This is a genomic window from Streptomyces filamentosus, assembly GCF_014654895.1.
GTDB classification, from domain to species: Bacteria; Actinomycetota; Actinomycetes; order Streptomycetales; family Streptomycetaceae; genus Streptomyces; species Streptomyces filamentosus.
This window is the reverse complement of record NZ_BNBE01000002.1, coordinates 1,184,654-1,203,470: the sequence shown is the minus strand read 5'-3', so window position 1 is coordinate 1,203,470 and position 18,817 is coordinate 1,184,654. Positions and strand designations below refer to the sequence as shown.

The 18,817-nt window shown below is 71.5% G+C and carries 20 protein-coding genes and 1 pseudogene; 14 read left to right on the top strand and 7 right to left on the bottom strand.

The features are described from left to right. Positions 1–67: 67 nt before the first annotated feature. The 5 genes from IE326_RS24275 to IE326_RS24255 form a co-directional block, all read right to left on the bottom strand. Positions 68–895 (bottom strand): thioesterase family protein, encoded by an 828-nt coding sequence (locus IE326_RS24275; RefSeq protein WP_190042989.1) that lies wholly within the window; start codon positions 893–895, stop codon positions 68–70. Between the two features lie 22 nt (positions 896–917). Then, positions 918–2,342: an amidase gene (locus tag IE326_RS24270; protein WP_190042988.1), complete on the bottom strand. Its 1,425-nt coding sequence runs from the start codon at positions 2,340–2,342 to the stop codon at positions 918–920. Then, a complete protein-coding gene (locus IE326_RS24265; protein ID WP_190042987.1) occupies positions 2,329–2,511 on the bottom strand; it encodes a hypothetical protein in 183 nt (60 codons plus the stop codon). The genes IE326_RS24270 and IE326_RS24265 overlap by 14 nt, the downstream gene beginning before the upstream one ends. 250 nt (positions 2,512–2,761) lie before the next feature. Then, positions 2,762–4,612, bottom strand: a complete 1,851-nt coding sequence (gene asnB / locus IE326_RS24260; protein ID WP_190042986.1) for an asparagine synthase (glutamine-hydrolyzing) — start codon at positions 4,610–4,612, stop codon at positions 2,762–2,764. 177 nt (positions 4,613–4,789) lie between these two features. After that, positions 4,790–5,920 carry an MFS transporter gene (locus tag IE326_RS24255; RefSeq protein WP_229915689.1) on the bottom strand — a complete coding sequence of 377 codons (1,131 nt, stop codon included), beginning with the start codon at positions 5,918–5,920 and terminating at the stop codon, positions 4,790–4,792. Between IE326_RS24255 and IE326_RS40960 the strand changes: the two genes are divergently transcribed. Beyond that, positions 5,808–6,053 (top strand): hypothetical protein, encoded by a 246-nt coding sequence (locus tag IE326_RS40960; protein WP_229915706.1) that lies wholly within the window; start codon positions 5,808–5,810, stop codon positions 6,051–6,053. The genes IE326_RS24255 and IE326_RS40960 overlap by 113 nt on opposite strands. Before the next feature lie 379 nt (positions 6,054–6,432). Next, positions 6,433–6,699, top strand: a complete 267-nt coding sequence (locus IE326_RS24250) for a hypothetical protein (RefSeq protein WP_190042985.1) — start codon at positions 6,433–6,435, stop codon at positions 6,697–6,699. Positions 6,700–6,893: 194 nt separating this feature from the next. On the opposite strand, the gene IE326_RS24245 is transcribed toward IE326_RS24250, so the two are convergent. Continuing rightward, positions 6,894–7,085: a hypothetical protein gene (locus tag IE326_RS24245; protein WP_190042984.1), complete on the bottom strand. Its 192-nt coding sequence runs from the start codon at positions 7,083–7,085 to the stop codon at positions 6,894–6,896. A 12-nt stretch (positions 7,086–7,097) separates the two neighbouring features. Between IE326_RS24245 and IE326_RS40955 the strand changes: the two genes are divergently transcribed. From IE326_RS40955 to IE326_RS24215, 8 genes and pseudogenes are all read left to right on the top strand, one after another. After that, complete coding sequence (locus IE326_RS40955; RefSeq protein ID WP_229915596.1) at positions 7,098–7,235, top strand: hypothetical protein; 138 nt, start codon at positions 7,098–7,100, stop codon at positions 7,233–7,235. A 7-nt stretch (positions 7,236–7,242) separates the two neighbouring features. Further along, positions 7,243–7,707: a hypothetical protein gene (locus IE326_RS24240; protein WP_150226828.1), complete on the top strand. Its 465-nt coding sequence runs from the start codon at positions 7,243–7,245 to the stop codon at positions 7,705–7,707. Further along, complete coding sequence (locus tag IE326_RS41570; RefSeq protein ID WP_268983037.1) at positions 7,704–8,531, top strand: divalent metal cation transporter; 828 nt, start codon at positions 7,704–7,706, stop codon at positions 8,529–8,531. Before IE326_RS24240 ends, IE326_RS41570 begins: the two co-directional genes overlap by 4 nt. Beyond that, positions 8,417–8,932 carry a divalent metal cation transporter gene (locus IE326_RS41565; protein WP_268983036.1) on the top strand — a complete coding sequence of 172 codons (516 nt, stop codon included), beginning with the start codon at positions 8,417–8,419 and terminating at the stop codon, positions 8,930–8,932. Before IE326_RS41570 ends, IE326_RS41565 begins: the two co-directional genes overlap by 115 nt. Beyond that, complete coding sequence (locus IE326_RS24230) at positions 8,932–9,378, top strand: hypothetical protein (protein ID WP_190042983.1); 447 nt, start codon at positions 8,932–8,934, stop codon at positions 9,376–9,378. Before IE326_RS41565 ends, IE326_RS24230 begins: the two co-directional genes overlap by 1 nt. Beyond that, on the top strand, positions 9,365–9,751 hold the full coding sequence (locus IE326_RS24225) for a hypothetical protein (protein WP_190042982.1): 387 nt from the start codon (positions 9,365–9,367) through the stop codon (positions 9,749–9,751). Before IE326_RS24230 ends, IE326_RS24225 begins: the two co-directional genes overlap by 14 nt. Positions 9,752–9,826: 75 nt before the next feature. Further along, positions 9,827–10,445, top strand: a pseudogene (locus IE326_RS24220) (molybdopterin dinucleotide binding domain-containing protein); the annotation flags it as partial. 1,134 nt (positions 10,446–11,579) lie between these two features. Further along, on the top strand, positions 11,580–12,968 hold the full coding sequence (locus IE326_RS24215) for an aspartate ammonia-lyase (RefSeq protein ID WP_190042981.1): 1,389 nt from the start codon (positions 11,580–11,582) through the stop codon (positions 12,966–12,968). Between the two features lie 136 nt (positions 12,969–13,104). Here the strand turns inward: IE326_RS24215 and IE326_RS24210 are convergent, their stop codons facing one another. Next, positions 13,105–14,481, bottom strand: coding sequence for a pre-peptidase C-terminal domain-containing protein (locus IE326_RS24210; protein WP_229915595.1), 1,377 nt, complete (start codon positions 14,479–14,481; stop codon positions 13,105–13,107). A gap of 361 nt (positions 14,482–14,842) precedes the next feature. Between IE326_RS24210 and IE326_RS24205 the strand changes: the two genes are divergently transcribed. From IE326_RS24205 to IE326_RS24190, 4 genes are read left to right on the top strand one after another with little or no spacing between them, the layout of a single operon-like run. Beyond that, on the top strand, positions 14,843–15,784 hold the full coding sequence (locus tag IE326_RS24205) for an ABC transporter substrate-binding protein (protein ID WP_190042980.1): 942 nt from the start codon (positions 14,843–14,845) through the stop codon (positions 15,782–15,784). A 2-nt stretch (positions 15,785–15,786) separates the two neighbouring features. Then, a complete protein-coding gene (locus IE326_RS24200) occupies positions 15,787–16,752 on the top strand; it encodes an amino acid ABC transporter permease (RefSeq protein ID WP_150226822.1) in 966 nt (321 codons plus the stop codon). Beyond that, a complete protein-coding gene (locus tag IE326_RS24195; protein ID WP_150226821.1) occupies positions 16,749–17,513 on the top strand; it encodes an amino acid ABC transporter ATP-binding protein in 765 nt (254 codons plus the stop codon). Before IE326_RS24200 ends, IE326_RS24195 begins: the two co-directional genes overlap by 4 nt. Then, positions 17,510–18,724 (top strand): M20 family metallopeptidase, encoded by a 1,215-nt coding sequence (locus IE326_RS24190; protein ID WP_150226820.1) that lies wholly within the window; start codon positions 17,510–17,512, stop codon positions 18,722–18,724. Before IE326_RS24195 ends, IE326_RS24190 begins: the two co-directional genes overlap by 4 nt. Positions 18,725–18,817 lie beyond the last annotated feature (93 nt).

The following is an 18,817-nucleotide window of genomic DNA, read 5'->3' as shown; positions in this document are numbered from 1 at the left end:
GAGCCGGAAGGCATCCGGCGTGGCGCGACGCGCGCCCCGCCGGATGCCGCGTTTCCGGCGCGGCCGGTCACGGCCGGCCGCGCCGCTCGGTGACCAGCAGGGTCTGCAGGACCTGCCCGCAGCTCCCCGCCGAGTCGTCGAGCTGCCCGAGGGCGAGCCCCGACCCGTTCGGGCTGGCCGCGGTGTGGGAGCGCAGGCACAGCCACTCCCCGACGGGGTCCCGGTGCAGGGCGAGGGTCACGTCGGTGTTGATGACGAGGTTCCCGTGGTGGTCGAGCTCGAAGCCGACCGCCCAGCTGCTGTCGGCCACCGTGAGCGCCCGGGTCAGCGGAGAGTCCGGGGAGCCGGCCACCAGGGGGATGCGCTGACGGGCCCAGGCGGTCCCCGGACCGAGCGTGTCGAAGCCCGCACCGTCCTCGAAGCGCCACTCCATGGCCGCGATGTAGCCGTCCAGATGGGCGCCCGCCATGGTGTGCGGCGGCTGCGCCCCGGGCAGGGCGGGGGCGGGCGGGAGGGGCCGCAGCACCGGAGTGTCCCCGGGGCTGGCCACGAGCCTCCAGGCCCGGGCCAGCAGCACCGGAACGCCGTCGGCGGTGATCTCCCCTTCCAGGATCTCGACGCTGCCGCCGGACCGGACGGTCCGCACCTCGACCCGCAGGTCCGTGACCGGGACCGGGCGCAGCAGCTCCACGGTGACGCGGGCGATCCGCAGGCCCGGCCGGGGGTCGTGCCGTTCCAGCGCGCGCCCGATCAGGGCGGACGGCGGGCCGGCGTGCTGCGACTTCGGGCTCCACGGCCCCGCCGTGGCCGGGGTGCTCTCGTACCGGCCTTCCCCCAGCTCGTGGTAGAAGGCCGGGGGCAGCGCGCCGGGGAACGGAACGGGCTCTGGATTCACGGGTGTGCCTCCGAGTCGGGCCTCAGCGGTCTGAGGCGCTGTGGATGATGTCCGCCTGATGCACCTCGGCGAGTCCGCCCGTGTCCGGCAGCGTGTCCTCGAGGGCGGTTCCCACCCGGAAGAGGACGGGCTCCGCGAACGGGGCGGCGATCAGCTGCGCGCCGATGGGGAGGCCGGCGGAGTCCCGGCCCACCGGGAGCGAGAGGGCGGGGAACCCGGTGATGTTGGCGGGGGAGGAGAGCCGGACGTAGGCGTCGGTGACCGTCTCGGTGACACCGTCCGGCCAACGCACGGTCTCCTGTCCGCGTCGCGCCGCCGTGATGGGGGAGGTGGGGGCGACGAGCACGTCGATGCCGGCGAAGAGCCGGCCCCACGCCCGGCCGATGAGGGACCGGGTGCGCTGGGCGCGCAGGTAGTCCAGGGCGGACACGTGGCGTCCCGCTTCCAGGAGCAGCCGGACGTCAGGGCCGTAGAGGTGCGGTGTCGCACGCAGGGTCTCCTCGTGGACCGCCGACGCTTCGGGGGCCATCAGGCCCCACTGCGTCGCCTCGACGTACTCGGTGAGCGGCGGGTCCACGTGCGTCACCGTCGCGCCGAGCTCCCGCAGTCGGCCGATCGTCTCGCGGACGGCCGCCTCCACCTCCGGGTCGACGCGATCGAAGTAGTAGGTGCCGGGCACGCCGACGCGCAGCCCGCGCACGTCCGCCGGGAACGACGCGGGCGGGCCCGCCGGAGCGGAGACGCTGGCGGGGTCCGACGGGTCGTGGCCGGCCAGGGCGCTCAGCACGAGGGCGGCGTCCCGCACGGTCCGGGTGAGGGGACCGACGTGGTCCAGGGACCACGACAGGGGCGCCACCCCGTGGCGGGAGACCAGGCCGTAGGTGGGCTTCAGGCCGACCGTCCCGTTGAGCGCGGCCGGAATGCGGATCGACCCTCCGGTGTCCGTCCCCAGCGAGAACAGCGCGGTCCCGGCCGCCACGGCCACCGCCGAGCCGCCGCTGGAGCCTCCGGCGACGACGTCCGCGTGCCACGGATTGGCCGTCTGCGGGGTGAGCAGTCCGTAGGCGAACTCGTGGGTGTGGGTCTTGCCGATCAGGATCGCCCCGGCGTCCGTGAGCCGCGCGGCCACCGTGCTGTCCTCGCCGGGCATCCGGTCCGCCCACGCGCGTGAACTGGCCGTGGTGGGGACCCCGGCGACGTCGACCAGGTCCTTGAGGCCGTACGGGATGCCGTGCAGCGGCCCGCGGTGGACGCCCTCGCGGATCTCCCTCTCCGCCTGCCGCGCGGCCCGGCGCGCGCGATCCGCCACGACGGTGACGTAGGCGTGGAGCCGGTCCTCGACGGCGTCGCACCGGTCCAGGACGGAGTCGACGAGTTCCACGGGGGACAGGGTGCGGGCCGCCACGGCCGCCGCCGCGTCCGCGACGGTGAGCTCAAAGGGCTGCAACGAAGGCTCCCGGGGCCGCGGGGGAGGGGGCGGCCGCCGGCCGGAAGACCGGGGCCGGTGCGACGCCCGCCAGGTCCAGGGTCCGCAGCCGGCCGAACAACCGCCCCAGCCGGGCGGCCAGTTCGGCCGTCTCGCCGGGACGGAGGTCCGGTGGCGGAGCGGGTCGCACGGACGGACGGGACGGTCCCGCAGCGGCCATCATGGTTCCCTTCCGGGTGATCGGAGCCGGATACCTTGGATCACGTGCGGAGCGGGGGACGGCGGGGCCGTCCGCGGCCCACCTGTGCCGGTGTGCCGCTTCCCCGCCGACGCGAAGGAGCCCGGTGGCCCCGACGGGGGATTCGAGGGGCCACCGGGAGAGCGGGTGCCGTGCGCGCCGGCCGTTCGCAGCCGGAGCGCACGGCTGTGCGGAGCCGTTCCTACAGGTCGATCGTGACGCCGTAGGACTCCAGCCAGGCGTTGAGCCAGAGCGGGACCTCGAGGTCGATCCGGGTGATCTGGGTGCTGGCCGTGCTGACGCTGCCGTCGAGCCGGCCGCGGACCCGCTCCTTGTCGAGGAGGGGCAGGATCGGCGCGTCGCCACCGCCCAGCACCTCCGCGAGCCGATCGCGGAGCTTCTTCTCGTAGCCGGAGTCCTGCGTGCTCGGGTACGGCGCCTTCACGCGCTTCACGATCGACTCGGGCAGCACGTCACGGGTGGCCGCGCGCAGCAGGCTCTTCTCCCGGCCGTCGAACGTCTTCATGGCCCAGGGCGCGTTGAACACGTACTCCACGAGGCGGTGGTCGCAGAACGGCACGCGGACCTCCAGCCCGACGGCCATGCTCATGCGGTCCTTGCGGTCGAGGAGGGTGTTGAGGAAGCGGGTCAGGTTGAGGTAGCTGATCTCCCTCATCCGCTTCTCCAGGCCCGTCTCGCCCGGGAGCACCGGCACTTCGGCGATGGCGTCGCCGTAGCTCGACCGCCGGTAGCCGGGGATGTCGAGCTTGCCCAGCAGTCCGCCGTCGAACAGCGGCGTCCCGTCGTAGAAGGGGCCGGGAGTCGAGGTGAGCCAGGGGAACGTCTCGGCCGTGAGGACCTCGGGGTCGTGGAACCAGCTGTATCCACCGAAGAGTTCGTCCGCCGACTCGCCGGACAGGGCCACGGTGGACCGCTCCCGCACCGCCTTGAAGAGCAGGTACAGGGAGGGCCACAGGTCGCCGTACCACATGGGCGGCAGGTCGGTGGCGGCGAGGACCGCGGCCCGGACGCCGGGGTCGCTCAGGTCGTCGCTGTTGAGCAGGATCTCCTTGTGCTCGGCCGCCACGTGCTGGGCCAGATCGCGGACGAACGGGGCGTCGGGGGTGCTCCGCAGGGGGTCCGGGACGAAGTTCTCGGCGGCGCCGACGAAGTCGACGGAGAACGACCGCACCGGCCCGCCGCCCTGGGCGGCCAGCGCCTTGGCCGCCAGCGCGGTCACCGCGGAGGAGTCGAGTCCGCCGGACAGGAGGCTGCACAGCGGGACGTCGGAGATCAGCTGCCGGCTGACGGTGTCGTCGAGGAGCCCGCGGACCGTCTCGATGGTCGTCTCCAGGGAGTCCGTGTGCTCCTTGGCCTCGAGCGCCCAGTAGCGGCGCTTCAGGAGCCCCTGGCGCCGGACGCGGACCGTGTGGCCCGGACGGATCTCGTACATCCCGGTGAAGATGGCGTGCTCGGGGGTCTTCACCATGTCGAGGAGCTCGCGCAGGCCGTTCGCGTTCACCCGGCGCGGGATCTCCGGGTGGGCGAGGATGGCCTTGGGCTCCGAGCCGAACAGGACGCCGTCCGCCGTGGGGTAGTAGTACAGCGGCTTGACGCCCATCCGGTCACGGACCAGGAGCAGCTCCTCCTTCCGGACGTCCCAGATGCCGAAGGCGAACATGCCGTTCAGCTTGTCGACGACGCCCTCGCCCCACTCCAGGTACCCCCGGAGGACCACTTCGGTGTCGCTCTCGGTGCGGAAGCGGTGTCCGCGGGAGATCAGGTCCGCGCGCAGCTCGCGGTAGTTGTAGATCTCACCGCTGAAGGTCAGCACGGCCAGCGTGCGCCCGTCCTGCTCGGCGGTCATCGGCTGACGCCCGCCCTCCAGGTCGATGACGGAGAGGCGCCGGTGACCGATGGCGGCGTGCTGATCGATCCACACGCCGTCGGCGTCGGGACCGCGGCACGCCATCGTCCGGGTCATGGCGTCGACGACGGCGCGCTCCTGGGTGAGATCGCGCCCGAAATCTATCCAGCCCGCAATGCCGCACATAAGCGACGTTCTCCTTAGGTAGGCGATCGTGAGCACCTGGCTCATCGAAGGTGGTCCGGGAAAGGGGGACGGAGGCACCCGCCGCCGGGTCGGCCCGCTGGCGCGGGCACGACCGGGCGAGGGGGAAAGCGGTGGGGCGGGTGGCCGGGGCGGACCGCCGCCCCGGTCACCGTGCGGCTAGGAGGACTTGGGCCACGTGAACCGCCCCGCCCAGTGGGCCCAGGCCGCGAGGACCATCAGGACGGCCGCCAGCCCGCCCAGCACCATCACCGTGGAGGGCGAGGAACGGTCGAGGACGGCCCCTCCGGCCAGGGCCCCGAAGGAGATGGTGGCCTGGAAGGAGGCGGTGAAGAGGACGGAGGACGCCTCGGGGGAGTCGGGGGCGGCCTTCGAGAACCAGGTTTGTGAACAGACCGGGACGGCGCCGTAGGCGACGCCCCAGACGACGAGCAGCGCCACCGCGCCGGCGTCCGACCGTCCCAGGACGGGCAGGAGCAGGGTCGCGGCCGCGATCAGGGCAGCCGCCGCGGCGAAAGTGGACCGCGGATAGCGTCCCACCGTGGATCCGCCGAGGAAGTTGCCGGCGATGCCGGCCGCTCCGTAGATGAGCAGGTAGAGGGTGATGAGGCCCGAACTGGCATGGGTCACCTGCTCCAGGAAGGGGGTGACGTACGTGTACGTGCCGAAGTGGGCGAGCACGACGAGGAAGGTCATGACCAGGGCGAAGCGGGTGTTGACGCTTCGGAGCATGGTGCCGAGGACGTCGAGGCGCGTCGCCTGGTCGGAAGGGAGGGGCGGGACGACCGCGAGGAGCAGCACGAGGACGGCCAGCGTGAAGCCGCCCATGACGAGGAACGCCGTCCGCCAGCCCGCGATGTCGCCGATGAACGTGCCCAGCGGTACGCCGAGGACGGAGCCGAGCGGTACGGCGGAGAAGATCACCGAGGTCGCCCGGCCCACGGACTTCGCGGGAACCAGCTGGCCGGCGAGCCCGGCCCCGATGGACCAGAAGCCGCCGATGGTGATGCCCACCATGACGCGGGAGACCAGGACCAGCCAGTAGCTCGACGCGGCGGCGGCGAGGAAGTTGGCCAGCGCCAGCAGAAGGATGAACACGCCCAGCATGACCCGCCGGTCGATACGTCCTGTGGCCACCGTGACCACAGGGGCCGAGACCGCGGCGAGGAATCCTGGCATGGTCATCATGAGACCAGCCATTCCGTCCGAAATGGTGAAACTCGATCCGATCGACGTGAGAAGGCCGATCGGAAGAATTTCGGTCGTGACGATGGAGAAGATCCCCAGCATTACCGAAGTGACGGCCAGCCAGGAGATGAAAGGCGAGCGGTCGGGCGGTGCGGGGGACTGGACAGAAGGGGTGGTTGCTGTGGACATGAATCCCGTCCTGAGTTGGGCATCACATGGAGAGCGTGACCTCTAGTCCAGCAGGAACGGGCACCATCTTCTGGCAGGTTCCCGACGCCGACAACCGGCCCCGTGGGACGCCGAGAGCGGCCGTGGTGCGCACGCGGAGTCTTCTGTTCCGATGTTTCCGCAGGTCATGGGGGTGTCTCGGAGGCCGGACGGGGCCGGCCGCGTCGACGCGGCGCACGGAAGGCCCGGTGTGATCCGCGACGACTTAGCCAAGTCGAGAAAACGGCCGCCCAGGAAAGCCGTCACGGGACGGTTCACGTCGCGAACCTGCTAGACGGCGGCCCGGTCCGGTGTTGTTCTGGTTCTTCCTCGTCGCATACCGTCCGATGCGCCGCCGCGGTGGACGCGTCGGTCCGACGGGGCCGTTCATCGAATTGAGGGGAAGAATGTTCGAATCCGATGAGGTAATCCGGAAGAATGTGCAGAACGAGGCGGTGGGACTCGACCGCGACGGTGTCGCTGCACGGAGGAAGGAGGCACAGCGCAGGTACGACGCCAGTACGCCGGGGTACTGCATGGACCTGATCATGCGACGGGAAGTGCTGGAGCGGTACGTCGGGGAATGGCAGCGCGTACTCGACGAGATGACCGCTCGCGGCATCGAGCGCTGCCTTCCCGCCGACGAGAAGGAGCGCTTTCCGTCCTCGCGTTGATGCGTGGTGAAGGGCGAGGGCGGTCCTCGCGGCGTCGGTGATCCGGTTCGTGCCGCGGCGGAGCTTCCGTAGGAGCCGTCGGCCCCGAAGGGTGACCGGGCCGGGCGGCCGGCGCCCTGATACGCCCTGTCCGCCCCAGCACTTCATCCCTGCGGCGGCGAGCGCGTCGACGATCCCGTGCGTCCGGGCAGTTGTCAGGTCGTGGGGGAGCCGGGCAGTGCGGACGACGCCCGCAGCGGGGGGCCGAACGGGCCGGTCGGGACCCGGACGTTCATGGCGTGCCGCCTGTGTCCGACGGAGCGGTACGGGGTGTCCGCGGCGATCCGGTCGATGGGCCGCAGGGTGCCGTCGAGGATCACGAAGGCCGGCCGGCGGGGCGCCGACACGTTTACCTCTCCGTGTACGGGTACGAGATCGACTCCGTCGTCTGTGGTGGGGTGGTGCCCGTGGATCAGGGTCTGGTGTTGCTCGCGGCGTGGGCGCAGCTCGGGCTGCTGCTCGCCACGGGTGCCTATTTCATCTTTCGGGGCCGGTGAACACCGGATGCGCGGAGAGCGGCGCGACTGGTGCAGGACCGTCCTGGTGACGCTCGTGGTCGGAGCGGTGGCGTCCGGGTGCGCGGGGTCCTCCCGTTCGGACGAGGACTACCGGCACAAGGCTGCCAACACCGCGGAGGCCGCGGCTTCCGCGGTGTCCACGGCCCGGCTCGCGGTGGAGGCGGCCGGAAGGGGCCGACTGACCGGCCCGTACGCGTCGGTGCTGCTCGGCGAGGCGGAGACCGACCTCCTCGCCGCCCAGGCGACGTTCGAGTCCCGGCAGCCGCCGGGCGAGGCGGCCGACACCGTGCGCGAACGCCTCGGCACCCTCCTCGACGACGCGGCGGACGCACTGGCGGAGGTACGGATCGGGGCCCGCCGCGGCGAGGTGCGCGAACTGGCTGAGCACACCGGGCAACTGCGCCAGGCGGCTGAGCGGCTGGAGGGGTTCGAGGAGGAGATGTCGTCGTGAAGCGCCTCCTGGCCTTCACCCTCGGCATCCTTACCGCCATCGGCGGCTTCGTGGACATCGGCGACCTCGTCGCCTCCTCCCTCGTGGGCGCCCGGTTCGGCTTCTCGCTCGTCTGGGTGCTCCTCGTCGGCGTGGTCGGCATCTGCGTGTACGCGGAGATGGCGGGCCGGGTCGCCGCCGTCGCCGGGCGCCCCACCTTCGACCTGGTCCGGGAGCGCCTGGGGCCGCGGACGGCGCTGGCCAACCTGGTGGGCTCGCTCTTGGTCACGGGACTGACCCTGGCGGCGGAACTCGCGGGTGTGGCGCTCGCGATCGAGCTGATCAGCTCCGTGGCCCACCTGCTGTGGGTCCCGCTGGTGGGTCTCGCGGTCTGGCTGGTGATCTGGCGGACCCGGTTCGAGACCATGGAACGGGTCTTCGGCCTGGCCGGCCTCGCTCTCGTGGTCTTCGTGGTCGCCGTCTTCCGGCTCGACCCGTCCTGGGGCTCCGTCCTCGAACGGATCACGCACCCCGAGGTCCCCCACGGGGAGGGCCTGCCGACGTACTTCTACTACGCCATCGCGCTGTTCGCGAGCGCCATGACCCCGTACGAGGTGTTCTTCTTCTCCTCCGGCGGCATCGAGGAGAAGTGGAAGCGGAAGGACCTGGTCACGGCCCGGGCAACGTCTTCCTCGGTTTCCCCCTCGGCGGCCTCCTCGCCCTGTCGATCATGGCGACGGCGGCGCTGCTGCTGCACCCGGCGGGGATCGCGGTGGACCACCTGTCCCAGGTGGTCCTCCCGGTGGGCTACGCCCTGGGGAAGCTCGGGCTGGGCCTCGTCCTGATCGGTGTGTTCGCGGCCACGTTCGGCGCGGCTCTGGAGACGGCGCTGTCCTCGGGTTACACGGTGGCGCAGTACTTCGGCTGGACCTGGGGGAAGACGACCGCCCCCCGGACGGCGTCGCGGTTCCACGCCGTGGTGATCGTGGCCCTGGTGGCGGGCATGATGCTGGTCCTCACCGGGGTCGACCCCGTCATGGTGACCGAGTACTCGCTGGTCTTCGCGGCGGTCGCGCTGCCGCTGACCTATCTGCCCATCCTCGTGGTGGCCAACGACCCCGAGTACATGGGAGAGGCGAGGAACGGCAGGTTCGCCAACCTCATGGGCGGCCTGTACCTCGTCGTCGTCCTGACGGCGGCGGTGGCCGCCATTCCCTTGATGATCGCGACAAAGGCGGGCCTGTGATGCCGGACGAAGAAGCGGACGGACGCGGGAAGACCCGGCCCGGCCCGGAAGAGCGGTGGGCGGGGCGCGCGTACAGTGCCCGCTTCCACCTCCTGGACCGGCAGGTCGTCGACGGACACGACCGGCCGGTGTGCAAGGTCGACGACCTGGAACTGGAACCGGACCCCGGCGGCCCCCCTCGGGTCACCGCCGTGCTCGTCGGGCCGGCCGCGCTCGCGCCGCGACTGGGCGGAAAGGCGGCCCGGTGGCTCGCTGCGGTGCAGCGGCGCCTGAGCGTCGGCGAGGGCGAGGGTCCGGCCCGGCTGGACTTCGGCCGCGTCAGCGGCATCGGGGCGGTGGTCCGCGTCGACCTGCCGGAGGAGAACATCGAGGTGCACGCGCTGGAGGACTGGATGCGCGAGAACGTCGTCGGACGGCTTCCGGGAGCCGGTCATGCGTCTGGCTGACCTGATGGGAGCCCTCGTCGACGACCGCGACGGCCAGGAGGTCGGACACGTCAGCGACGTACGGCTGCGCGAGCACCCGGCTCCGGACGGCGATCCGACGGGCACCCTCCTGAAGGTCGAGGGCCTCGTCGTGGCCACCCGTGCCCGCGGCCGGCTGATCGCCTACGACCACCGGCCCGTCGACGGACCGTGGCCCCTGGCGCGTCTGGCCCGCCGAGCCGCTCGCGACGCCCGCTGGGTGCCCTGGTCCGCCGTGGCCGGCCACGAGCCGCCCGACCGGCTCGGCGAACCGGGAACGGTGCGGCTCACCGTCCCCGGCGCGGAACTGGACCTGTTGACCGACGCCCACGACGCCTGGAACTTCACGAAGTAGTCGTCTCCCCGGGGCGGTCGCGTACCGCACGGACGCCACGAGCCCTGGTGCGCCCGGGTGGACACCCACCTTGCCGAGGACCTGGTGACCGGCGCGGCGGACAGCGCGGTGGAGTACCGCTCCCTCGACCCCGACGGCAAGGCCATGCCCAAGGCCGCCGCCTATCTGCCCCCGCACGAAGAGCCGAGCGAGGAGTACCCCTTCCAGCTGACCACGAGCCGGAGCGTCCACCACTTCCACACCCGCACCAAGACCGGCCGCGCGCCCCAGCTGAACGCGGCGGCCCCCGACGTGTGGGTGGAGGTCTCGGTGCAGGACGCGGAACGGACCGACCTGCGGGAAGGGGACCCGGTCGAGGTCCACACCCCTCGCGGCGCCCTGCGGGGGCGGCTGCGCGTCACCGGTCTGCGGCCGGGGGCGCTCTTCGTGCCCTTCCGCTACGGGTACGGGGACACCCCCGCCGGCTCCGGCCCGGAACCCGGCGTTCCGGGACGTGCGGCCAACGAGACCACGATCACCGAATGGGCCCCCCGCGTCCAAGCAGCCGGTGTTCAAGACCGCCGCGGCCTCGCCCACCCTCGTCGAGCGCGGCGACGGGACCCCGTCGCCGGCACCCACCACCGCCGCCTCGGCCCCGGCGGACCCGCACGGCGTACCCACCACTGCCGGAGGGCCGACTGCGCGCGTCACCCAGGAACCCCACCACGCAGGGGACCACGTGCGATCCCCGTCCGGTACGCGGCGAAGACGAGCCGCCGGTGGGCGGACCGGCTGCGGAGGTCTGCGGCACGGGCAGGGAGAGCGCGGCCGGTGAGTACGGGTGGGCGCCGCTCGGGGAGGGCCGCCGCGTCCTGGGGCACCGGCCGTCGGGCCGGGTCCGCGAAGCTGTGCCGGGCAGCGGGTTCGGGGCCGGGGACCTGGTGGTGGGCGTGGTGTGCCGGCCGGATCCCGAACCGTGCGGCGCGTGCGCGCGGGACGAGTCGGACATGTGCGGCGACGGCCGCTGTGCCGAGCGCGGCACCGAGGAGCGCCACGGCCGCGCCGGCCGTCCGAAGCAGACCGATGCCCGAAGATCGCCCATCAGGCCTACGCGCACGTGATGCCCGACGCCCCTGAGCGGTTGAGGTCGCTGATGGATGGCGTCTTCACGACGAAGACGGAGCTCGACCTGCCCCTTGAGTCCGAGGCGGTGGTGGAGGCGGCCTGGCCCGGCCCGTGAACGGGTGATGCCCTCAGCCGGGGTTTCCTGCCGGGGGCATCACGCGTTCCGTTCGGCTGTCCGGCGGGCTCGGCGACAGGCGATCCGGGACGGTCGTGTGCGCCCGGCCTCCATGGCTTGCCGTGGTGACCCCACGAAGGCCTTCGAGAGGTCTGACGATGGGCCGTCCGGGTTGAGTCGACCGTGCGGCAGACCGAACCCCTGCTCGGCCCTCGACCTCGACCGGACACACAGGGGTCCCCGCCGCGACCGCTGTTGCTCTCTGCCCTGCCGCAGCCCTCGTCCCCCGGGGGGGCGACGCCGCCGACGCCGCCGGGTGCCGCGGGGTCGTCGCCGAGGTCGGAGGGACTCCGTGAGCACCCTCGCGCGGGGTCACCTCGCAGGCGAAATCCGGACGAGGCCGAAGGGAGGGACGGCTGCGGTGTCGGGCCCGTGGATGTCGTGGGAGGAGCCGAGGTCCGGCGGGAGGACCGCGTCGTGGGCCGGTGGTGCCCCCGTCGGCCAGTTGAGTAATAGGTGATTCTAAATACGCCTTGCAAGCCGTTGTTGTAATGGACGATACTTCCATGGGTTCGGAAAGAACCGATCTTCAAGGGCGAAGGGGCCGCTATGCAGCGCGAGGAGCACGACCTGATAGGCGGGAGGGAGGTGGGGGCCGAGGTGTACTGGGGCATCCACACGCTGCGGGCGGTGGAGAACTTCCCGCTCACCGGGATCCCGCTCTCGTCGCACCCCGAACTCGTCGTCGCCCTCGCGGCGGTGAAGGAGGCGGCCGCGCTCGCCCATCGGGAACTGGGGACGCTTCCCGAGGAGAAAGCCGGGGCGATCGTCGGCGCATGCCGGGAGATCCGCGGCGGTCGCCTCCACGACCAGTTCGTCGTGGACGTCTTCCAGGGCGGGGCGGGCACGTCGGCGAACATGAACGCCAACGAGGTCATCGCCAACCGTGCGCTCGAACTCCTCGGACACGCGCGGGGAAGCTACGCACATCTCCATCCCCACGACGACGTGAACCGGTCCCAGAGCACGAACGACGTGTACCCCACGGCGGCCAAGCTCGCCCTGTACGCCGCCGCCGGGCGGCTGTCGGACGCGATGTCCGCGCTGCGCAACGCCTTCGCCGAACGGGGCGGGGTCTTCGCGAAGACCGTCAAGCTCGGCCGCACCCAGTTGCAGGACGCGGTGCCCATGACGCTGGGCCAGGAGTTCGACGCGTTCGCCCTCACCGTGCGCGACGACGCAGAGCTCGTCCGCCTGGCCTCCGAGGACCTGCTGGAGGTCAACCTGGGGGGAACGGCCATCGGCACGGGCCTCAACGCCGATGCCGGGTTCGCGGCGCTGGCCGTGACCCACCTCGCCGCCGTCTCGTCCGCACCGGTCAGGCACGCCCGCGACCGGGTGGAGAGCACGCAGGGAGTGGGCGGGTTCATCCGGCTCTCCGGTGCCATGCGGCAGTTCGCGCTGCGCCTCTCGAAGATCTGCAACGACCTCAGGCTCCTGGCCTCGGGCCCGCGCGCGGGACTGGGCGAGATCAGGCTGCCGGAGCTCCAGGCCGGGTCGAGCATCATGCCGGGCAAGGTCAATCCCGTGATGCCCGAGGCGGTCAACCAGGTCTGCTTCGACGTCGTCGGGGCGGACGCCGCCGTCTGCGCGGCGGCGCAGGCGGGACAGCTGCAGCTGAACGCCTTCGAGCCCTTGATCGTCCACCACCTGCTCAACTCGGCCAACCGGCTGGAGGCCGCCTGCGTGCTCCTCGCCGAGCGCTGTGTCGCGGGCATCGAGGCCGACGAGGAGCACCTGCTGGTTCTGGTGGAGAACAGTTCGGGCCTCGCCACCGCCCTCAACCCCGTCATCGGCTACCAGCGGGCCACGGCGCTGGCTCGCCAGTGCCAGGCGACCGGCGTTCCCGTCCGGGAGCTCGCGGCTCGCGAGGGGCTGGTCCCCGAGGAGGAGCTCGCCTTCCTGCTGGACCCGCGGAGGCTCGCTCGGCCGAGTTGAGCCGCCGGGGCCGCGCGCGGGTCGTGGGGAGGTGCCGGGCCGCGCGCGGGGCGTTCGCGGGTCGTCCGGAGGTGCCGGGTCCCTGGAAAGGGGGTGACCGGACCGCGGGGTCCGGTCACCCGTCATGCGGGCCGGATCAGCTCTTCGTCACGGTGCAGCTGTAGGACGCGGTTCCGGATCCGCTGTAGGCCTCCATGTCGAGGTAGTAGGTGCCGGTTCCGGAGGCGGTCCTGGTGAAGGACAGGGACTCGTCGGTGCCGGCGCCGTTGTTGACGGAGCGGGTCAGGGTGCTGCCGTTCGTGTCGAGCCAGTACAGGTCGGCGTCGTAGGCGGACGGGACGGCACAGTTCACGGAGGCCTTCTGGCCCGAGGACAGGGTCAGCTTGAAGTAGTCGCGGTCGGCGGTCGACTGCATGCTGCCGGTGAGGGTGCCGGGGGAGGGGAGGGCGGTGGCGTCGTCGGCCGTGTCGCGGGTGTCGTTCGGCTCGCTCTCGGCGAGCGCGCCCCCGCCCCCCTGGGCGCCGCAGTCGGTCACCGGAGTGCCGCTGTAGAGGTTGGGGTCGGCGACGCCGTTGGTGACGCTGCGGAGGTAGTAGCCGCAGGTGGGGCGGTTCTTGAAGTCGAAGGTCGAACCGGGCGTCAGGCGCCAGATCTTGAAGCCCGAGTAGGTCAGCGGCTTGCGGTCGACGGCCTGCTCCGGCTGGTGGTCGGCGAGGACGACGTAGGCGTCCTTGCCGTACTGGGTCGCCGTGCCGTTGCGGTCGAGGTACAGCGAGCCGCCGCCCTCCTCCACGCCGACGCCCCAGGCGGCGCCTCCCGGTGCGAGGCCGTCCTTCACCGCGCGGGCGAGGAAGGACATCGTGCGGCCCATGCGGTCGCGGGTCACGAAGTGCGAGTCGTTGATGACGGAACCGTAGTTCGCCCACTCGAACATGCCCGTGGTGAAGCTGATGTAGCGGTCGTAGGGGTTGGCGAGCGCCTCGGCGCTGGTGACGCTGCCGTTGCAGGCGTCGTAGACGATCGGACTGTTGACGTGGTGCCCCGCGCTGCCGCCGCCGGAGCCGCCGCCCTTGGCCACGACCGACTCGACGGAGGCCTCCAGCGCGGTCCCCTTCCAGGCGGTGTAGCGGCACTGGTCGCCGCCGGCGAAGTAGACGAACTCGGCGTTGCGGACGTCGGTGTTGACCTGGCTGTTGTTGCCGTCGCCGGCCGTCGTGAGCGTCCACGTCGTACAGGAGTTGACCCCGGCGAGTCCGGTGATCGTGTCGCACTCGGGGGTCTTGCTCCCCGAGGTCGGCGCCGAGCCCGCCAGGACGACGACGTCGAGTGCTCCGGTCCCGCCGCGGATGTCGTCGATGGCCCGTGTCATCGAGGCCGCGACGATGCCGCCGGCGCCGTTCATGGTGAAGGCCGGGCCGTTCCACGCGCTCCTGCTGGCGTCGGCCGTGTTGCCCAGTCTGATCCTGTCGGCCGCCGCGTGAGCGGGCTGATGCGCGATCAGGGCCGAGGCCATCGCGGTGAGTACGACTGCCGCCGAAGCGAACCTGGGTGAACGGAGTGGCATCTGCGCTCCAAGAAGAAGGGATTGATCGATTCCGCAGCGACCCACCGAGGGGGTGGCGGTTGGTAGCGGAACATACAAGTAACGAGAAGCCGTAGGAAGATGTAAGGCTGTTTCAGCTCGCATCGATCTTCCAGTCTCTTGAAATGTCCTGCTAAAACGCCCAAAACAACCACGTTCGAGATGGACGAGGGTGTGTTACGTGAACGTAATGAGACTTACATCTAGTCAATGGGCGTGCCTATATGTAACTTCTTTGCTGTGCCGGGCGGCCAGAATCCGTCGGCAGAAAATCACCGAGAGGTTCCACGCGATGAACGCTCGTATCGCACGCCCCGCAGCGGCCGCCGCTGCCGCGGCGATCATGCTCGCCTCCCTGTCCGCCTGCGGAGGCGACGACGCCGCCGCCCCGTCCGGCAAGGCCGTCGTCGCCGGCGTGGAGGTCGTCAAGGACCAGAAGCTGCACGACCTGCTCCCCGAGAAGATCAAGAAGGCCGGCGAGGTGCGCGTCGCGACGGACGTCCCGTACCCGCCCTTCGAGATGTACGTGAAGGAGGGCGGGACCGAGCTGACCGGGCTGGACTACGACCTCGGCCAGGCGCTCGGCGCCAAGCTGGGCGTGACCTTCGCCTTCGCCCCGCAGAAGTTCGACGGGATCGTCCCGGCCCTCCAGGCCGGCAAGTTCGACGTGGCGATGTCCGCCATCACCGACAACAAGGAGCGGCAGAAGGTCGTCGACTTCGTCGACTACTCCCAGTCCGGCTCCGGCATCCTCGTCGGCGACGGCAACCCGGCGAAGATCACCACCCTCGACGACCTGTGCGGGCGGAAGGTCGCCGTCCAGGCCGCGACCAACCAGCTCGACCTGCTGAAGTCCCACCAGGACGCCTGCGCCAAGACGGGCAAGGGGAAGGTGGACATCCAGACCTTCCCCAAGGACTCCGACGCCCAGCTCGCGCTGCGCTCCGGCAAGGTCGTCGCCCAGGTGCTGACCAAGCCCGCCGCCGGCTGGGTCGCCAAGACGGCCGACGGCGGCAAGGCCTTCGACCTCGTCGAGGACCCCGCCGCCCCGGGCGGCTACAACGCCTCGCCCAACGGCATCGCGGTCAGCAAGCAGCTGCCCGAGCTGACGGACGCCATCCAGAAGGCGCTGCAGTCCCTGATCGACGACGGCACCGTGGTCAAGATCTACGAGGAGTACGGCGTCACGTCGATCGCGGTGAAGGAAGCCACCAAGAACGCGGCGGTGGACTGAAGATGGCCGGCACGACCAAGGTCCCGCAGAGCAGCACCGCCACGGACCAGCTTCCCGCCGGGGAACTCGACATCGTCCCCGTCCGCAACTACGCGCGCTGGATCGCGGCCGTCGCCTCGGTCCTCGCCCTCGTCGGACTGGTCGGCTCCCTCGCCAAGAACGACAACCTCCACTGGGACGTGGTCGGCGAGTACCTCTTCGCCGACCTCATCTTCGACGGGCTGGCCACCACGCTCTGGCTGACGGCCGCCGCCATGCTCCTCGGCCTGGCGCTCGGCACGCTGATCGCCGTCATGCGGCTCTCGTCCAGCCCCGTGCTGTACGGCCTGGCCAACGCGTTCGTCTGGGTCTTCCGCGGCACCCCGCTGCTCGTCCAGATCATCTTCTGGGGCTACGCCGCGGCGCTCTACAAGTACGTGAAGATCGGGATCCCCTTCACCGACGTCACGTTCTTCCAGGCCGAGACCAACAGCCTGCTGACCCCGGCGATCGCGGCCCTGCTCGCCCTGGGCCTCAACGAGGCCGCCTACGCCTCCGAGATCGTCCGCGCCGGCATCCAGTCCGTCGACCCCGGCCAGGCCGAGGCCGCGCACTCGCTCGGCATGCGGCCCGCGCTCACCATGCGCCGGATCGTGCTGCCCCAGGCCATGCGCGTGATCATCCCGCCGATGGGCAACGAGACCATCAACATGCTCAAGATGACGGCACTGGTCTCCGTCATCTCCGCCCACGACCTGATGTCCAACATCCAGGACGTCTACGCCCAGAACTACCAGGTCATCCCCATGCTGGTCGTCGCCAGCATCTGGTACCTGGCCCTCGTCACCCTCCTCAGCGTGCCCCAGGCATGGCTGGAACGACGTTACGGACGCGGCACCACCCGCGCCGCACACGTCTCCCCGCTCCGGCGCCTCCTCGGCGGAACCATGGAACGGCTCGGCAAGAACAGCAAGGAGCAGAACCGATGAGCACCCCCATGGTGCGCGCCGAAGGCGTCCGCAAGCACTTCGGGAAACTGGAGGTCCTCAAGGGCATCGACCTCACCGTGGAGCGCGGCCAGGTCTGCTGCCTGCTGGGCCCCTCCGGCTCGGGCAAGTCCACGTTCCTGCGCTGCATCAACCACCTGGAGAGGATCGACGGCGGCCGGCTCGCCGTAGACGGACAGCTCGTCGGCTACCGCCGGCAGGGCGACAAGCTCCACGAGCTGCGCGAACGCGAGGTCGCCGAACGCCGCCGCGACATCGGCATGGTCTTCCAGCGGTTCAACCTGTTCCCGCACATGACCGCCGTCGAGAACGTCATGGAAGCCCCCGTGAAGGTCGGGTCGGTCCCCAAGGCCGAAGCCCGTGAGCAGGCGCAGGAACTGTTGACACGCGTCGGACTGGGCGACCGCGCCCACCACTACCCCGCCCAGCTGTCCGGCGGCCAGCAGCAGCGCGTGGCGATCGCCCGCGCGCTCGCCATGAGGCCCAAGCTGATGCTCTTCGACGAGCCGACCTCCGCCCTCGACCCCGAACTCGTCGGGGACGTCCTGGACGTGATGCGGCAGCTCGCGGCCGACGGCATGACCATGGTCGTCGTCACCCACGAGATCGGCTTCGCCCGCGAGGTCGGCGACACCGCCGTCTTCATGGACGAGGGCGTCGTCGTGGAAGCGGGGGACCCCCGCAGGGTGCTCGTCGACCCGGAGCAGGAGCGCACCCGCGCCTTCCTGTCCAAGGTCCTGTGAGCGCCCCCGCCCGCCGGCAGGACCGGCTCGGACACTTCCTCGACCTGGCCCGTGCCCGCCGCCCCGACTACCTGCGCGACCTGGAGGAGCTCGTCTCCATCGACTCCGGCTCCTACAGCGCCGAAGGCGTCGACGAGGTGGCCGACTGGGTCGAACGGCGTCTGGAACGGATCGGGTTCGACGTCGAACGCGTCCGCTTCCCGGCCTCCGCGGACGGGCACCGGACCGGCGACGCCCTCGTCGGCCGCAGGCGCGGCGGCCTTCCCGAGGCGGAAGGAGGCCGCAGGATCCTCCTCGCCGCCCACATGGACACCGTCTTCGAGGACGGCACCGCCGCCGCCCGCCCCTTCCGCGTCGACGGCTCCACCGCGTACGGCCCCGGGGTCAGCGACGACAAGGGCGGTCTGCTCGCGGGCCTCACCGCCCTGGAGATCCTCGGGGAGTGCGGCGCGGACGCCTACGCCGAGCTGGTCTTCCTCGCCACCCCCGACGAGGAGATCGGCTCCCCGGCCAGCCGCCCCCTGATCGAGAGCACCGCCAGGACCGCGCACTACGGCCTCGGCCTCGAATGCGCCCGGGAGAACGGAGACCTCGTCATCGCCCGCAAGGGCGTCGCGGACTTCCGCCTCACGGTCACCGGCCGGGCCGCGCACGCCGGCATCGAACCGGAGCGCGGCGCCAACGCCGCCCTCGCCGCCGCCCACCTGACCGTCGCCCTCCAGGCCCTCAACGGCCACTGGGACGACGTGACGGTCAACGTCGGAGTGGTCCGGGCCGGCACCCGCGCCAACATCGTCTGCCCCGACGCCGAGCTCCGCATCGAGGTCCGCGCCGCCACGACGGCGGACATCCGGCGCGTGACCCGGGCCATCCAGGAAGCCGCCGACCACCCGAGCGTCCCGGGCGTCACCGTGCAGGTCGAACAGCTCGACCTGTGCCCGCCGATGGAGGACACCCCCGCCTCCCGGCGCATGCTCGACCACGCGCGCCGCGCCGCGCACGCGGCCGGGATCGAGCTCGGCGCCGCGGCGACCGGCGGAGTCGGAGACGCCAACCTCATCGCCGGAACCGGAATTCCGGTCCTGGACGGCCTGGGCCCCGTCGGAGGCGCGGACCACACGCCCCAGGAGTGGCTCGACACCACCAGCGTCCCCCAGCGCGTCGCCCTGCTCGCCGACCTGATCGTCTCCCTCGGCGACAGCAGCACCTGAACGGCATCGACGCGCCGGCGGAGGGAAGGACCACTTCCCTCCGCCGGCGGACTCGGCGACCCCGCCTGCTCGACCCGCGTCCGCGCCGCACGC

Excerpts from the sequence above, each read along its gene's own strand:
- asnB (WP_190042986.1), bottom strand. The coding sequence starts at position 4,612 with ATGTGCGGCATTGCGGGCTGGATAGATTTCGGGCGCGATCTCACCCAG.
- IE326_RS40960 (WP_229915706.1), top strand. The coding sequence starts at position 5,808 with ATGGTCATCATGAGACCAGCCATTCCGTCCGAAATGGTGAAACTCGAT.
- IE326_RS24255 (WP_229915689.1), bottom strand. The coding sequence starts at position 5,920 with ATGCTGGGGATCTTCTCCATCGTCACGACCGAAATTCTTCCGATCGGC.
- IE326_RS24250 (WP_190042985.1), top strand. The coding sequence starts at position 6,433 with ATGTTCGAATCCGATGAGGTAATCCGGAAGAATGTGCAGAACGAGGCG.
- IE326_RS24240 (WP_150226828.1), top strand. The coding sequence starts at position 7,243 with ATGCGCGGAGAGCGGCGCGACTGGTGCAGGACCGTCCTGGTGACGCTC.
- IE326_RS41565 (WP_268983036.1), top strand. The coding sequence starts at position 8,417 with ATGGCGACGGCGGCGCTGCTGCTGCACCCGGCGGGGATCGCGGTGGAC.
- IE326_RS24230 (WP_190042983.1), top strand. The coding sequence starts at position 8,932 with ATGCCGGACGAAGAAGCGGACGGACGCGGGAAGACCCGGCCCGGCCCG.
- IE326_RS24225 (WP_190042982.1), top strand. The coding sequence starts at position 9,365 with ATGCGTCTGGCTGACCTGATGGGAGCCCTCGTCGACGACCGCGACGGC.
- IE326_RS24215 (WP_190042981.1), top strand. The coding sequence starts at position 11,580 with ATGCAGCGCGAGGAGCACGACCTGATAGGCGGGAGGGAGGTGGGGGCC.
- IE326_RS24210 (WP_229915595.1), bottom strand. The coding sequence starts at position 14,481 with ATGGCCTCGGCCCTGATCGCGCATCAGCCCGCTCACGCGGCGGCCGAC.
- IE326_RS24205 (WP_190042980.1), top strand. The coding sequence starts at position 14,843 with ATGAACGCTCGTATCGCACGCCCCGCAGCGGCCGCCGCTGCCGCGGCG.
- IE326_RS24200 (WP_150226822.1), top strand. The coding sequence starts at position 15,787 with ATGGCCGGCACGACCAAGGTCCCGCAGAGCAGCACCGCCACGGACCAG.
- IE326_RS24195 (WP_150226821.1), top strand. The coding sequence starts at position 16,749 with ATGAGCACCCCCATGGTGCGCGCCGAAGGCGTCCGCAAGCACTTCGGG.